Source organism: Bacillus sp. ISL-75 (assembly GCF_018613095.1).
The window spans coordinates 53,708-69,033 of record NZ_JAGGQX010000011.1 but is presented as its reverse complement, the minus strand read 5'-3'; the positions used below and the strand labels follow the sequence as shown (position 1 = coordinate 69,033).

At 37.4% G+C, this 15,326-nt stretch carries 18 protein-coding genes; 17 read left to right on the top strand and 1 reads right to left on the bottom strand.

Annotated elements, in window-relative coordinates; translation table 11 throughout:
* Positions 1 to 6 precede the first annotated feature (6 nt).
* Positions 7 to 1,065 carry a type 2 isopentenyl-diphosphate Delta-isomerase gene (gene fni, locus J7E63_RS04980; RefSeq protein ID WP_215010501.1) on the top strand — a complete coding sequence of 353 codons (1,059 nt, stop codon included), beginning with the start codon at positions 7 to 9 and terminating at the stop codon, positions 1,063 to 1,065.
* A gap of 44 nt (positions 1,066 to 1,109) precedes the next feature.
* Here fni and J7E63_RS04975 read toward each other — a convergent pair whose 3' ends face one another.
* Positions 1,110 to 1,250 carry a YpzI family protein gene (locus J7E63_RS04975; protein WP_214717117.1) on the bottom strand — a complete coding sequence of 47 codons (141 nt, stop codon included), beginning with the start codon at positions 1,248 to 1,250 and terminating at the stop codon, positions 1,110 to 1,112.
* A 108-nt stretch (positions 1,251 to 1,358) separates the two neighbouring features.
* Here J7E63_RS04975 and J7E63_RS04970 point away from each other — a divergent pair, with 108 nt between their 5' ends.
* From J7E63_RS04970 to aroH, 16 genes are all read left to right on the top strand, one after another.
* Positions 1,359 to 1,967 (top strand): YphA family membrane protein, encoded by a 609-nt coding sequence (locus tag J7E63_RS04970; protein ID WP_088088808.1) that lies wholly within the window; start codon positions 1,359 to 1,361, stop codon positions 1,965 to 1,967.
* 222 nt (positions 1,968 to 2,189) lie between these two features.
* Positions 2,190 to 3,500 (top strand): ribosome biogenesis GTPase Der, encoded by a 1,311-nt coding sequence (gene der / locus J7E63_RS04965; protein WP_215010500.1) that lies wholly within the window; start codon positions 2,190 to 2,192, stop codon positions 3,498 to 3,500.
* Between the two features lie 24 nt (positions 3,501 to 3,524).
* Positions 3,525 to 4,580: an NAD(P)H-dependent glycerol-3-phosphate dehydrogenase gene (locus J7E63_RS04960; RefSeq protein ID WP_215010499.1), complete on the top strand. Its 1,056-nt coding sequence runs from the start codon at positions 3,525 to 3,527 to the stop codon at positions 4,578 to 4,580.
* A gap of 305 nt (positions 4,581 to 4,885) precedes the next feature.
* Complete coding sequence (locus J7E63_RS04955; protein WP_088088805.1) at positions 4,886 to 5,071, top strand: DUF2768 domain-containing protein; 186 nt, start codon at positions 4,886 to 4,888, stop codon at positions 5,069 to 5,071.
* A 34-nt stretch (positions 5,072 to 5,105) separates the two neighbouring features.
* Entirely contained in the window at positions 5,106 to 5,816 is a 711-nt protein-coding gene (locus tag J7E63_RS04950) for a hypothetical protein (RefSeq protein ID WP_215010498.1), read from the top strand.
* Positions 5,817 to 6,102: 286 nt separating this feature from the next.
* Positions 6,103 to 7,581 carry a stage IV sporulation protein A gene (gene spoIVA, locus J7E63_RS04945; RefSeq protein WP_098931601.1) on the top strand — a complete coding sequence of 493 codons (1,479 nt, stop codon included), beginning with the start codon at positions 6,103 to 6,105 and terminating at the stop codon, positions 7,579 to 7,581.
* Between the two features lie 394 nt (positions 7,582 to 7,975).
* Positions 7,976 to 8,248: a non-specific DNA-binding protein Hbs gene (hbs, locus tag J7E63_RS04940; RefSeq protein ID WP_024030636.1), complete on the top strand. Its 273-nt coding sequence runs from the start codon at positions 7,976 to 7,978 to the stop codon at positions 8,246 to 8,248.
* A 152-nt stretch (positions 8,249 to 8,400) separates the two neighbouring features.
* Entirely contained in the window at positions 8,401 to 8,967 is a 567-nt protein-coding gene (gene folE / locus J7E63_RS04935; RefSeq protein WP_168244925.1) for a GTP cyclohydrolase I FolE, read from the top strand.
* 32 nt (positions 8,968 to 8,999) lie between these two features.
* Complete coding sequence (gene mtrB, locus J7E63_RS04930; RefSeq protein ID WP_168244924.1) at positions 9,000 to 9,236, top strand: trp RNA-binding attenuation protein MtrB; 237 nt, start codon at positions 9,000 to 9,002, stop codon at positions 9,234 to 9,236.
* Between the two features lie 212 nt (positions 9,237 to 9,448).
* On the top strand, positions 9,449 to 10,270 hold the full coding sequence (locus J7E63_RS04925) for a heptaprenyl diphosphate synthase component 1 (RefSeq protein WP_308161914.1): 822 nt from the start codon (positions 9,449 to 9,451) through the stop codon (positions 10,268 to 10,270).
* Between the two features lie 7 nt (positions 10,271 to 10,277).
* A complete protein-coding gene (locus tag J7E63_RS04920; RefSeq protein ID WP_168244923.1) occupies positions 10,278 to 10,982 on the top strand; it encodes a demethylmenaquinone methyltransferase in 705 nt (234 codons plus the stop codon).
* Positions 10,983 to 11,024: 42 nt separating this feature from the next.
* Complete coding sequence (gene hepT / locus J7E63_RS04915; protein ID WP_215010497.1) at positions 11,025 to 11,987, top strand: heptaprenyl diphosphate synthase component II; 963 nt, start codon at positions 11,025 to 11,027, stop codon at positions 11,985 to 11,987.
* A 98-nt stretch (positions 11,988 to 12,085) separates the two neighbouring features.
* Positions 12,086 to 12,532 carry a nucleoside-diphosphate kinase gene (ndk, locus tag J7E63_RS04910; RefSeq protein WP_214997565.1) on the top strand — a complete coding sequence of 149 codons (447 nt, stop codon included), beginning with the start codon at positions 12,086 to 12,088 and terminating at the stop codon, positions 12,530 to 12,532.
* Positions 12,533 to 12,697: 165 nt separating this feature from the next.
* Positions 12,698 to 13,870 (top strand): chorismate synthase, encoded by a 1,173-nt coding sequence (gene aroC, locus J7E63_RS04905; RefSeq protein ID WP_215010546.1) that lies wholly within the window; start codon positions 12,698 to 12,700, stop codon positions 13,868 to 13,870.
* The gene (gene aroB, locus J7E63_RS04900) at positions 13,870 to 14,940 is read left to right on the top strand and encodes a 3-dehydroquinate synthase (RefSeq protein WP_215010496.1); all 1,071 of its coding nucleotides are present in this window, start codon (positions 13,870 to 13,872) and stop codon (positions 14,938 to 14,940) included. Before aroC ends, aroB begins: the two co-directional genes overlap by 1 nt.
* 14 nt (positions 14,941 to 14,954) lie before the next feature.
* Positions 14,955 to 15,326 carry a chorismate mutase gene (gene aroH / locus J7E63_RS04895; RefSeq protein ID WP_214717110.1) on the top strand — a complete coding sequence of 124 codons (372 nt, stop codon included), beginning with the start codon at positions 14,955 to 14,957 and terminating at the stop codon, positions 15,324 to 15,326.

The window sequence follows — 15,326 nt, the reverse complement described above, 5'->3', positions numbered from 1 at the left end:
ATTTAAGTGTCTAGATCTGAACGAAAATGGGACCACATTCGTTATGCCCTTGATAATAGGAAACATCATGCTTCAGCTTTCGATGATATAAAATTTATTCACCAGGGATTACCGAATATCGGTGTGTTCGATGTTGGATTAGACCATGAATTTGGCGGACTTTATTTAAGTTCGCCAATTTTTATCAATGCCATGACCGGTGGTGGTGGTGAAAAAACTTATCGTATCAATAAAGAGCTGGCAATAGTAGCTAAAAATACCGGTTTAACAATGGCTGTTGGGTCACAAATGGCTGCATTAAAAGATAAAACTCAAAAATACACCTATGAAATTGTCCGTAAAGAGAATCCCAAAGGTGTTATTATTGCAAATTTAGGGAGTGAGGCCTCACCAGACGACGCAAAAGCTGCTATCGAGATGGTTGAAGCAAATGCCCTGCAAATACACTTAAATGTAATTCAAGAATTAACTATGCCAGAGGGAGATCGGAATTTTTCTGGTGCACTTAAAAGAATTGAATCCATTGTTAAAGAGCTAACAGTCCCTGTTATTGTGAAAGAAGTTGGTTTCGGTATGGCAAAGGAAACTGTTCATTCACTTTCGTCAATTGGTGTTAAAGTGGTTGATGTAGGCGGCTCTGGGGGAACAAATTTTGCTGAAATTGAAAATAAGCGCAGGGAAAAATCTCTGTCTTTTTTTAATCAATGGGGAATCCCAACGGGTGTATCTATTCTTGAAGCAACGTCAGTTTCTAATCATCTATCCATCATTGGCTCAGGGGGATTTATGTCAGCGCATGATATTGCAAAAGGAATAGCGATTGGAGCAGATGCGGTTGGCATGGCAGGTTATTTCTTGAAAATTCTTGTTAAAGATGGGATAGAAACGTTACAGAAAGAAATCGAAACCCTTCATGAGGAATTAAAAATGATTATGACTGCTTTAGGTACAAAGACTGTTTCAGATTTAAAAAATGCACCACTAATAATATCTGGCGAAACCTATCATTGGTTAAATCAAAGAGGCATAGATACAAAACAATATGCAAAGCGTTCCATAAATTAAAAGCTCCCGTAACCGCGGGAGCTTTTTGTAGTTATTTTCTACAGTTATTTTTTTCCATCGTTTAATCCCCGTGCCTCTTCCGGGCCTGATAGCTTGGTAGCACCAGGGTAGTGCAAAGCCTGATCACGATCTGACTCCACTCTGCTGCTTTCGCGTAACTTTTTTTCTTGTCGGTCTTTTCCCATTCCTACACACCTCCTCTTAATAAGATGATTCACACAGGAAATATTATTCAAGGAAGTATGAAACTACATAAAGATTACCAATAATGAAAATAATAGGAGGTGTATGAGTTGGAAGGGTTAATCTTTTATTGGAGCTGTTGGGCCTTTTGGATTTACTTAACATTTATCTTAGAAAAACAAAACCCATTTCGAGTTAAACTTGCTGCTATCGTTTTAATTGCACTAATATTATCTAATATTCAATTTATGGTAGGTGAATTTGAAATACAAGCAAGTGGATTATTTATTTTAGGTATCTGTTATTTATTCATAAGCCAGGAAAAACGAGGAGGAATAATTTACTTTTTTATTTGTTCATTCATAATAACAATTGCATATGTAACCTTCCATTTATTTGAGATATTTGATCCAATTTGGATCGTTTTTAAGAAGGAATGGATGATGGGTATAGCATTGTGGTATTTAGCCATACTATTGCAAAAAACTTTAAAAGGGAGATTGATCATAATTTTTGCAGGTGGAATGCAGGGAGAGATTTTATATGCCTATATATTAAATAAATTCCAATTTCCCTATTTGATTGGGGAATTTGCCTATTTAGATGTTTGTTCGTTAACGGCACTTTTGCTTGCGGGATGGAGTACATTGGAAAACGCTGGTACAATATTGCAAAATCATTTTCATTTCTTTGAAAAAGGAAAGCAAAAATCCTCGTAATTTATAATCTTGTCAAGCTTCCCCATTGCGGGAAAGGAGTATCATTGATAATATAATATAGTTAGGCCCTTCTAGATGACAGAAGGGTTTCTTTACTTAATAAGAACTAAAGGGAATTATCCCGCATTAACGGGAAGTAAGACCCCCACTGAAGGAAGTTTCACTCTATGCTAACATACTAAATTGTATTTGATTATAGAAAAGAAAGGATGGCGATTGTAATTGGTTAAACCTGTTATTGCCATTGTAGGACGGCCCAACGTAGGAAAATCAACTATTTTTAATCGAATTGTCGGTGAACGTATTTCCATTGTTGAGGACATTCCAGGAGTTACAAGAGATCGTATTTATAGTTCAGGTGAGTGGTTAACACATGACTTTAACGTGATTGATACTGGTGGTATTGATATTGGTGACGAACCTTTTTTAGAGCAAATCCGTCAGCAAGCGGAAGTGGCGATTGATGAGGCTGATGTTATTATCTTCTTAACAAATGGACGAGAAGGGGTAACAGCAGCTGATGAAGAAGTGGCAAAAATATTATATAAGTCTAAAAAACCGGTTGTTTTAGCTGTAAATAAAATAGATAATCCTGAAATGCGTGAAGATATCTATGATTTTTATTCATTAGGGTTTGGTGACCCTATTCCAATTTCAGGGGCACATGGACTAGGGCTAGGTGACTTATTGGATGAGGCAGCAAGACATTTTCCAAAAAACAAACCTATTGAATATGGTGAAGATGTAGTCAAATTTTCCTTAATTGGGCGGCCAAATGTAGGGAAATCCTCATTGGTAAATGCTATCTTAGGTGAAGAACGTGTAATCGTAAGTGATATTGCTGGTACAACTCGTGATGCAGTCGATTCTCCATATACATTTAATGGTGGAAAATATGTCATAATTGATACAGCAGGAATTAGGAAAAAAGGGAAGGTATATGAGAGTACTGAAAAATATAGTGTCCTCCGTGCACTAAGGGCAATAGAACGTTCTGACGTTGTTCTTGTTGTCATTAACGCCGAAGAAGGAATCATTGAACAGGACAAAAAGATAGCTGGGTATGCACATGAAGCCGGCAGGGCTATCGTTATTGTTGTAAATAAGTGGGACGCTATTGAAAAAGATGAGAAGACCATGAAGGAACTTGAACACAAGATCAGGGAACATTTCTTATTTCTTAGTTATGCTCCAATTGTGTTTTTATCCGCAAAAACAAAAAAACGAATCCATACACTTTTGCCAATGATCAACACTGCTAGTGAAAACCACTCGATGAGGGTTGAAACAAGTGTGCTTAATGATGTCATCATGGACGCAGTAGCAATGAATCCGACCCCAACAGACAATGGCAGACGCTTAAAATTATATTATACAACCCAAGTGGCAGTTAAACCGCCGACCTTTGTTGTGTTTGTAAACGAACCTGAATTATTGCACTTTTCCTATGAACGCTTCCTAGAGAACAGAATTAGAGATGCTTTTGGATTTGAAGGAACTCCTATCAAAATTTTTGCAAGAGAAAGAAAATAAAAGATAAGGTGGGTGTGATTTAAATTGAATGCTACTAAAACTGCAATAGCTGTTATCGGAGCAGGAAGCTGGGGAACCGCATTGGCAATGGTCCTTGCAGACAATGGACATGAAGTCCGTCTTTGGAGCCATAACGAGGTGCAGGTGAAAGAAATTAATGAAGAGCACACAAATAAGAAATATTTGCCTGAGATCGTTCTTTCAGAATTAATTGTGGGGTATGCTTCATTAAGTGATACATTAGCGGGAGTGGATACAATTATATTAGCTGTTCCCACGAAAGCAATACGTGAGGTAATTGGAAAAATCCGTACCGTGCAAGCTGGTCCGATTTTGATCGCACACGTAAGTAAAGGAATCGAACCTGATTCATTAATGCGTATATCAGAAATAATAAGAGAAGAAATGCCTAAAGAAATGCTAAAAGATGTCGTTGTTCTGTCCGGTCCTAGTCATGCTGAAGAAGTAAGCCTTCGCCACCCAACAACGGTAACCGTTACTTCAGAAAATATGGCTGCAGCAGAAAAAGTACAGGATTTATTCATCAACAACAATTTTCGAGTGTACACGAATTCAGATATCATCGGTGTTGAAATAGGTGGTGCATTAAAAAATATTATTGCACTTGCAGCGGGTATTACAGATGGGCTTGGTTATGGTGATAATGCAAAAGCAGCCTTAATGACACGAGGATTAGCTGAAATTGCTCGTCTAGGTACCAAAATGGGGGCCAATCCATTAACTTTTTCAGGCCTAGCAGGAATAGGTGATTTAATTGTTACATGTACAAGCGTCCATTCAAGGAACTGGAGAGCGGGAAACCTATTAGGTAAAGGGAAAACCCTTAATGAGGTTTTGGATAACATGGGGATGGTTGTAGAGGGTGTGAGAACCACCAAAGCGGCTTATCAGTTAGCGAAAAAGTATGATGTAAACATGCCAATAACCTTTGCGCTATATGATGTCTTATTTAACGGGAAGAACGCAATAGACGCTGTAGATGTATTAATGGCACGTGGAAAGACTCATGAAATGGAAGATTTGGTTAATGTTTTAGATGAAAGGAATATTGAAGACTAAAAAATGTCCCAAATGTCATTAAATAGGGGCGGGCAGTGTTACTGCTCATGAATATTTTTATTAATAAATAGGCGTTCTAAAGAGGCGCTTTGTGTCTAGATTGCATACAATGCAACGAAGCAACCTGGTAGTTTGACGCTGGAGTATGGGTTATTTAGTCTTTAAAGCTGAAGTAAAGAATTCGCCCCTCTTTACTTCAGTTTTTTTTTGGTGAGGAAGAGAACATGAAAGTTTTTAGTTTAAAATTTTTCTAGAAAAGTTATAGCTTGTGATATAATTAATTTTCGAAAAAGGGGGAGTTTAGTGTGTCACCAGCAATGTTTAAAATGTGGGTGTCGATTGCTGGAATGGGGTTTATGTTCCTTGCGATTATGACAATTTATTTCAGCAGATATAAGTTAAAAGGAGTATTTCGAATTATTACAGCAATTATCGCTTACTTATTAATGATTGTTTCTGGACTAACGCTTCTTATTGTTTTCTTAACATAATCGGGGTTAAATACATAAATAAAGTGGTGATCAAATGAAATGGAATGTGCTCGGTTGTTTTCTAGCTTTAACCGCTTTTTTACTGGCAGGATGCATGTATCCTCAAGAGGAATTAGCGAAGAATCAAATCCCTTATCAAGATCAAATTCACGCTGTTCAAACCGCTGTGGATGCCTTTAGAGAGGAAAATAGTGGAATCCTTCCAATAAAAACAAAAGAAGCAGAAACGCCGATTTATCAGAAGTATCCAATTGAATTTAAAAAAATCACTCCAAAATATATCGCGGAGCCACCAGGAAATGCTTATGAAAATGGGGGGGTCTTCCAATATGTACTCGTAGATGTGGAGACCAAGCCGACTGTAAAATTATTTGATTTAAGAATAACAGATGTGATACGAGATATTAAATTACGAATTAAAACAAAAGGGTATCCACCATATAAAAAGCAAATTGCTAAAAATGTTTTTTCCCTTGATTTTAAACAGCTAGGATATAAAAATGATCCTTTCATTGTCAGTCCGTTTTCTAATCAAAATTTATCTTTTGTCATAACTGGGAGTGCAGAAGTATATGTAGATTATCGCCCGGATTTATACCAAGCAATGAAAAAAACGGACGAGAAGGTAAAATCAGGGGAGGATATTCGCTCAATTTTAGTGAATGATTCAATGTTTGTGCCTGCCTATTCCTTGCCATATACATGGGATTCTAAGACGAAAGAACCAGTATTTTTAGAAGAATAATGTGCTTATTCTTATATTTAGTCATAACCCTTTTCCTATGAAATATATTGTAGGAGAAGGGTTTTTTTTGCTAATGCCAAAGAAAAACATATATTGAAACCCTCCATTATATCAAATGTTCAGACACTACAGATACAAGAGAACCTAGTGAATTTTTAATAAGGGGGTAAAAAAGTTTTCGAAAAGTGTCATAACATTATAGGACAACGTCATAAACATATACTGTCCAAAAATACCTAAAATGGATGTTTAATCCCACTTTACTCTATGATCGGGAGGGGATCACTTGGAAAAGGTTGATATTTTTAAAGATATTGCCGAAAGAACAGGCGGTGATATTTATTTAGGGGTAGTAGGAGCAGTACGGACTGGAAAATCTACATTTATTAAAAAATTTATGGAGCTGGTCGTGTTACCGAATATAAACAGTGAAGCTGAGAGGTCACGGGCACTGGATGAACTGCCTCAAAGCGCTGCAGGAAAAACAATTATGACAACTGAACCGAAATTCGTGCCTAATCAAGCAGCAACTGTTCATGTTGATGATGGATTAAATGTCAATATTAGGCTAGTTGATTGTGTTGGTTATACAGTGCCAGGTGCTAAAGGCTATGAGGATGAAAATGGACCAAGAATGATTACTACCCCATGGTATGAGGAACCAATTCCTTTCCATGAAGCTGCTGAAATTGGCACTAGGAAAGTCATTCAGGAGCATTCCACTATTGGTGTGGTTGTTACAACGGATGGGACAATAGGTGAGATTCCAAGAAGTAACTATATTGAGGCAGAAGAAAGAGTTATTAACGAACTGAAGGAAGTTGGCAAACCGTTCATCATGGTTGTTAACAGTGCGCAGCCCTACCATCCAAGCACTGAAACGCTAAGATCGAGTTTAGCAGAAAAATATGATATCCCGGTAATTGCCATGAGTGTTGAAAGTATGCGCGACAGTGATGTTCTGAATGTCCTCCGTGAAGCACTTTACGAGTTCCCTGTACTTGAAGTCAATGTGAATTTGCCAAGCTGGGTTATGGTTCTAAGAGAAAACCATTGGCTTCGTGAAAGCTATCAAGATGCTGTCAAGGAAACTGTAAAAGATATCAAGAGATTAAGAGATGTTGATCGAGTTGTCCAACATTTTAGTGAGTTTGAATTTATTGAAAGAGCTGGATTAGCAGGAATTGAAATGGGCTCAGGGGTTGCTGAAATTGATTTAATTGCCCCAGATGAATTGTATGATGATATATTAAAAGAAATCGTTGGGGTAGAAATCCGCGGGAAAGATCATCTGCTCGAATTAATGCAGGATTTTGCCCATGCCAAAGCAGAGTATGATCACATTGCTGATGCCTTAAAAATGGTGAAACAAACGGGTTACGGAATTGCCTCACCAACACTTTCTGATATGAGTCTTGAAGAGCCGGAAATTATTCGTCAAGGTGCCCGGTTTGGCGTGAGGCTTCGTGCTGTAGCACCATCGATTCATATGATCAAAGTGGATGTAGAATCTGAATTCGCTCCAATTATTGGTACGGAAAAACAAAGTGAGGAGCTTGTAAGATACTTAATGCAGGATTTCGAAGATGACCCGTTATCCATTTGGAATTCAGACATCTTTGGCCGCAGCTTAAGCTCAATTGTTCGTGAGGGTATCCAAGCAAAGCTGAGTTTAATGCCAGAAAATGCAAGATATAAACTTAAAGAAACGTTAGAGAGAATTATCAACGAAGGCTCAGGCGGCTTAATTGCCATTATTCTATAGGCTCTGACTCCTAATCGGGGTCTTTTTTTTGTGGAAATGAGGGTGTCGTATTTTTGGTTTCACGGACATTAGTGAGAAAAATCTACCAAAATGGGCAAAATAAGTAGAATTTTGTTGAACAAAAGAAAAGATTACCATTATTTAATGAAATCTTCTTGATATGCTGAATTGATTATGATAATCTTTAAACTGAATTACGTTATAGTGTTTGAACCCTTATTTCATAAGGGTTTTCCTTGAAAAAATAGATTTGAGTTACCAATTTAGTTATTTATGGTTACTTTGGTAATAAAACCGAGCTATGACGTATAGAAATCAGAAAAATTGTTTAGAAATGTAGATAAGTAATCTTATTTACGAATCTTGATAATTTCTTTGGGAGGAGGTGAATGGCATGAACAAGACAGAACTTATTAATGCAGTTGCTGAAGCAAGCGAGCTTTCAAAAAAGGACGCTACTAAAGCAGTTGATGCTGTTTTTGATGCGATTTTAGATGCTTTAAAAAATGGTGATAAAGTACAATTAATCGGTTTTGGAAACTTTGAAGTACGTGAGCGTGCAGCTCGTAAAGGTCGTAACCCTCAAACAGGTGAGGAAATCGAAATCGCTGCTAGCAAAGTTCCAGCTTTTAAACCAGGTAAAGCGCTTAAAGACGCAGTAAAATAATTACATAAATTTATTGCTAGAGGCGAATGCTTAAGTAAAAAGGTCATGGTAAAGTCCATGGCCTTTTTTCTACTTTTTTGCTTGAACTAAAAAGATTGTGCTAATATGTATTTGTCAGATATACTTGACTGAACAATAGGGGGAATTTTAATATGTCACAAGTGAATCGTGCCCAAATTGAAGAAGCGGTACGTTTAATATTAGAAGCAATCGGTGAAGACCCAAACCGTGAAGGACTGCTTGATACACCTAAACGGGTAGCAAAAATGTATGAAGAAGTTTTTAGTGGATTAAATGAGGATCCGAAGAAGCATTTTGAAACCATCTTTAGTGAAGATCACGAAGAATTGGTATTGGTTAAAGATATCCCTTTTTATTCTATGTGTGAACACCATCTCGTTCCATTCTTTGGTAAAGCACATGTAGCCTACATCCCGAAAAATGGTCGTGTTACTGGATTGAGTAAATTGGCAAGAGCTGTAGAAGCCGTAGCAAAAAGACCTCAACTTCAAGAACGGATTACTTCCACGATTGCTGATAGCATGATGGAAAAATTAGAACCACACGGAGTGATGGTGGTTGTCGAAGCAGAACATATGTGTATGACCATGCGCGGTGTAAAAAAGCCAGGGTCTAAAACAGTAACCACTGCAGTCCGCGGTGTTCTTGCTGACGATGCGATTGCTCGAGCTGAAGTGCTATCTTTAATAAAATATTAGTCTAATTTACCTAAAGTATTTGAGGTGATCAAATGGAGAAACGCTATCCACAAAATGGTGAGTATGTAGTTATTAAAGCGATTGATGATGGTGTCAGTGTTATCGGCTTAACAAGGGGCACAGATACAAAATTTCATCATTCTGAAAAGCTGGATAAAGGAGAAGTGCTTATAGCTCAATTTACTGAGCATACTTCTGCTATAAAAATCAGGGGAAATGCGAAAATTCTTACTCATCTGGGTGAAGTAGAAAGTGAATTGAAAAAATAAGATAATCAGTTCGAATCACATTGTTTTCATCTTTTTTATATGAGCGTAAATGATTATTTTGTGAATTTCTGCCTAAAGAAAACCTTTTATGATATAATGGTGTCTGCCTTGTTTTTAGAGAATGGTTAGGCTTTTCTTTATTAAACGGCATGAATTTTACTATGCAAATAGGAAATAAGAATACATAAAGACATTACTTCGGGGAAGCAAGGGTGATTAAATTGCTGGACATTCGACAAAAATTCACAAATATTAGAGAGCAGGTCGAAAAAAGAGTTTGTGACACATACTTGCTTAATTATATTGAAATTCCGATTATTGACGAAGATAAACTGCTTCTTCTAGTCTCAATAATGGATCGCCTCGAATTGTCATACAGTGATATGCAGAACTACGCCTTGTCAACAATGTTAATTCAAATTGCCCTTGATACCCATGAACATATTACAGATGCATCTGTAGAGGAAAAAAATCGTCAATTAACCGTTCTAGCAGGCGATTATTTTAGTGGCTTATATTATAAGCTTCTAGCAGATTCGGAAGATATAATGATGATCAAGGCACTTTCTAGAGGAATTAAAGAAGTCAATGAAAATAAAATTTCTGTATATCAAAATGAAATTTTAGACATAGAAGAGCTAATGACAAGTATTGGGCTGATTGAAAGTTCCTTACTTGCCCATCTTTCCGAATATTTTAAAGTGGATTTATGGAATAATTTTCTAGAAAACCTGCTTTTATTTAAACGTTTACTTCATGAAAAACGTCAATTTTTACAAACAGGAAGTTCCGTATTGTTCGAAGCCTTAAAATCAATTGTTTTCCCAATCGATAATAATAAGGCGAAAGAGTTGTCTAGGGAACAGCAAAATCACTTATTTCTGTGTTGCGACCATCATCTTGAAAGGTCAAAAGAAGTTATTGAAAAGGGATTAGAACAGTTGCCATACTTAAATGAATTACTTGAGAAAAGGATTGTATCAATCTTAAGCCAATACCAGCCAAATGCAAAAACTTTTGTGGAAGAAGGGTAATAAAATCATGCAGGAATCGAAAGAACAGCGAGTTCACAATGTGTTTGAAAAGATATCTGATAACTACGATAAAATGAATTCTGTTATCAGTTTTCAACAGCACATCAAGTGGCGGAAAGACACGATGAAAAAAATGAATGTACAGCCTGGTTCAAAAGCTCTCGATGTTTGCTGTGGTACTGCTGATTGGACAATAGCCTTAGCAGAAGCGGTTGGTCCAACAGGTGGAGTTACAGGATTGGATTTTAGCCAAAATATGCTTAATGTGGGTATTGAAAAGGTTAAAGAGCTAGGGTTAAAACAGGTTGAGTTAGTACATGGAAACGCAATGGAACTCCCTTTTCCAGATAATAGTTTTGATTATGTAACGATTGGCTTTGGTTTAAGGAATGTCCCTGATTACCTGCAAGTTTTAAAAGAAATGCACCGTGTAGTAAAGCCAGGTGGAATCGCTGTCTGTCTAGAAACATCACAACCTACACTAATTGGCTATAAACAGCTCTATTATTTTTATTTTCGCTTTATTATGCCGATGTTTGGTAAATTGCTTGCAAAAAGCTATCGAGAATATGCTTGGCTTCATGAGTCAGCACGTAATTTTCCAGGGATGAGGGAGCTAGCTAAAATGTTTGAGCAAGCTGGCTTCAAAGAAGTGAAATACAAACCATATAGCGGCGGTGCCGCAGCTGTTCATATTGGTAAAAAAAATTAATTTATTGAACTCGAAGACAGGATGAAAAGCTGGTGAATTCAAATGAAATTAAAAATGATGTATTCATTTTTGAATTCGGATATTAACTTGATTGAAAAAAAGTTAGAAGAGACTATAAAGGCAGATTCCCTTCTGCTTAGACAGGCTTCTATGCATACATTACAAGCCGGCGGGAAAAGAATTCGTCCTGTTTTTGTTTTGCTTGCAGGAAAATTTGGTAAATATGATATCCATGTGATGAAGAATGTTGCTGTTGCGCTTGAATTAATTCATATGGCATCACTTGTCCATGATGATGTAATCGACGATGCTGATCTTCGCCGTGGCCAGCCTACCGTGAAGTCCAAATGGGATAACAAAATTGCCATGTATACCGGTGACTTTGTTTTTGCTCTTGCGATTGAATTGATGACTAATATCGAAAATCCCGAAGCCCATAAAATTTTAGCCAATACGATTGTTGAAGTGTCAGTAGGTGAAATTCAACAAATTAAAGATAAATATCGCTTTAATCAAAATCTGCGAGATTATCTCCGCAGAATTAAGAGGAAAACTGCTCTGTTAATTGCAGTTAGCTGCCAATTAGGAGCTATAGCTGCAGAGGTTGAAGAATCCATCCATAAAAAACTTTATCGGTTCGGGTATTACGTCGGAATGTCTTATCAAATAATTGATGATATTTTAGACTTTACCTCAACTGAGAAGGAACTTGGGAAGCCTGCTGGCGGAGACCTAGTGCAGGGGAATGTTACTGCCCCAGCTCTTTATGCAATGGAAAATGATGAAATCCGTAATGAAATAGAAAAGGTCAATGAGGAAATGGATGCTCATGATATAACAAAGATTATTTCGTTAATTAAGCAATCAGGAGCAATCGAAAAATCATTCGCACTAAGCGATCTTTACTTACAAAAAGCTTTAGCAGAATTAGAGGGGATACCTGCGAATAAAGCAAAAAAAACCCTAAACGATATTGCAAAGGTTATTGGGAAACGAAAATTCTAAACAACTTGTTAAATTTTCAAAAAAATGATAATATTTTCATGGATTGTTTCTTAAATACAATCAATATACATAATAATTAATTTTTAGGAGTGGAATTCATGGAAAAAACATTTTTAATGGTAAAGCCCGATGGTGTACAGCGTAACCTAATTGGAGAAATCGTCGCACGTTTTGAAAGAAAGGGCTTTCAATTGGTTGGAGCAAAGTTAATGAGCATTCCCAATGAACTAGCTGAAGAACATTATGGTGAGCACAAGGAGCGTCCTTTCTTCGGTGAATTAGTAGATTTCATCACTTCTGGTCCTGTTTTTGCAATGGTCTGGCAAGGTGAAAATGTCATCGCTACTGCCCGCCAAATGATGGGTGCTACCAATCCAAAAGATGCTGCACCAGGTACTATTCGCGGTGATTTTGGTTTAACTGTTGGTAAAAATGTTATTCATGGCTCAGATTCACCTGTGAGTGCAGAGCGTGAAATTGGCTTATTTTTTAAAGATTCTGGTGTTGTAGAATACAATAAACTAGTTAACGAATGGATATACTAATTAAATAAATTGAGACACTTGTATAACTATTATACAAGTGTCTTTTTATTTCTCTATATTAATTTAATCCTTATTTTCTGAATTGTTATACTATGTTTATTGGGCGCTATATGGTATATTGATAAAAAAATTCTTTAATGAGTTGAAGGGGGAAAGAGTATGGGAATGAGATACTTAACAGCAGGAGAATCCCATGGGCCGCAATTAACAACAATATTAGAAGGCCTCCCTGCTGGAATGCCATTATTATTAGAAGATATAAATGAGGAATTATCCAGGCGCCAAAAAGGGTATGGCCGTGGAAGAAGAATGCAAATTGAAAAGGATACAGCCCAAATCGTTTCGGGAGTCCGTCACGGCTACACTCTTGGCTCTCCAATAGCATTAGTAGTTCAAAACAATGACTGGAAGCATTGGACGAAGATTATGGGAGCGGAGCCCCTAGATGAAGGCCAGGAGGATGAAGTTAAACGTAAAGTAACTCGTGCCCGTCCTGGTCATGCGGATTTAAATGGTGCGATTAAATATGGACATAGGGATATGAGAAATGTCCTTGAACGCTCTTCTGCCCGTGAGACAACTGTTAGAGTTGCTGCAGGTGCTGTTGCCAAGAAACTTTTATCATTGGTAGGAGTTGAACTAGTTTCACATGTCGTTGAAATAGGTGGAATAAAAGCTAATGCTGATAATTCTCTTTCTTTTGAGGCATTAAAGGATAAGACAGAAAATTCTCCTGTTCGATGTGCTGACCCTAATGTGGAAAAGGATATGATGGCTGCTATTGATGAAGCGAAGAAAAATGGTGATTCAATCGGCGGAGTCGTGGAAGTGATTGCTAAAGGTATGCCAGCTGGAGTTGGGAGCTACGTTCACTATGATCGTAAATTAGATGGGAAATTAGCCGCTGCCATTATGAGTATAAATGCGTTTAAGGGTGTAGAAATTGGCATTGGTTTTGAGGCCGCTAGCAAACCGGGAAGCGAAGTCCATGATGAGATAGCTTGGGATCAAGAAAAAGGTTATTACCGCAAGACCAACAGACTGGGTGGCTTTGAAGGCGGAATGACGACTGGCATGCCAATTGTTGTCAGAGGTGTGATGAAACCAATCCCCACATTATATAAACCACTGATGAGCGTAGATATTGATACTAAGGAGCCATTTGCTGCGAGCGTTGAACGCTCAGACAGTTGTGCTGTACCTGCTGCTGCAGTGGTTGCAGAGAATGCTGTTGCATGGGAACTTGCAAACGCCCTGATTGAACAATTTTACAGCGACCGCTTTGATGCTTTTGCTACTGAAATAAAAAGGCAGAGAGAATATGCGAGGGAGTTTTAATGGAAACCATTCAAATCCAAACAGCGTCAAAAAACTACAATGTCTTTGTGGGGGAAGGTGTAAGTAAGGAGCTTGGCCCTTATTTGGAGAATCATTTTAAGGGTCTAACCAGAATATTAATTATTACAGATGAAACAGTTGCTAAGCTGCACCTAGAAAAATTATTGTTTGAGCTTAAATCGTTTGATCCCGTAATTTTTACTGCCCCTAGTGGCGAAAAGGCAAAAACCTTTGAAATTTATTATTCTGCGCTTTCAACTGCTCTTGAAAACCGACTTGACCGCAAATCTGTTATACTTTCATTTGGCGGCGGTGCAGTAGGAGATTTGTCAGGATTTGTTGCCGCCTCTTTTATGAGAGGTATACCTTTTATTCAAGTCCCAACAACCATATTAGCTCATGATAGTGCTGTTGGCGGAAAGGTAGCGATCAATCATCCACTCGGGAAAAATATGATAGGAGCCTTTCATCAGCCAGAAGCCGTCTTTTATGATTTAGAATTTTTAAAAACACTTCCTGCTCATGAAATTCGTTCGGGATTTGCAGAGGTTATTAAACATGCACTTATTGATGATTCCGATTTTTTTGATTGGCTGAAAGAAAATGTGGAAGACCTTCAAACCTTTCCTATGGAGTTGTTATCGGAATCCCTAATAAAAGGGATAAAGGTAAAGGGTAAAATCGTTAGTCAGGATGAAAAAGAAACTGGAATTCGGGCTTACTTGAATTTAGGTCATACGTTAGGTCATGCTATTGAATCAGAAATGGGTTATGGGAATTTTACTCATGGGGAAGCAGTAATGGTAGGGATGATTTTTGCATTAAAGTTAAGTAAAAAATTACTAGGGCTTTCATTCGATTTAGAAGAATTCACCAACTGGATTGAAGGACTTGGGTATGCATCGAAAATACCTGAAAATCTATCTCATGAAAATTTAATTAATAAAATGAAGCAGGATAAAAAATCTGTTTTGCATTCGATTCGTTTTGTATTACTCGAACAATTGGGTCAGCCAGTCCTAAAGGAAATATCAGAAACAGTTTTATTTGAAGAGTTAAAAAGTTCTTAAAGGGGGGTCTTGTCTTGATAAGAGGGATGAGGGGAGCAATCACAGTTAATCAGAACACAGAGGAAGCAATTATTACTGCCACAGAAGAACTGCTGGAGAAGATAATTGAGGAAAACCATATCCAACCTGAATTAGTTGCATCTGTTTTCATTTCAACAACAGAGGATATTAATGCGGTATTCCCGGCAAAGGCATTGCGTAAATTTGAGGGGTGGACTTACGTTCCTGTCATGTGTATGCAGGAAATGCCTGTTCCAAATTCCTTGAAAATGTGTGTTAGAATCATGATGCATGTAAATACAACACAATCTCAAGAAGATATTAACCATGTATACTTAAAAGGGGCTAAAGTCCTTAGACCCGACCTAAGCAATAGTTTAGCGTAA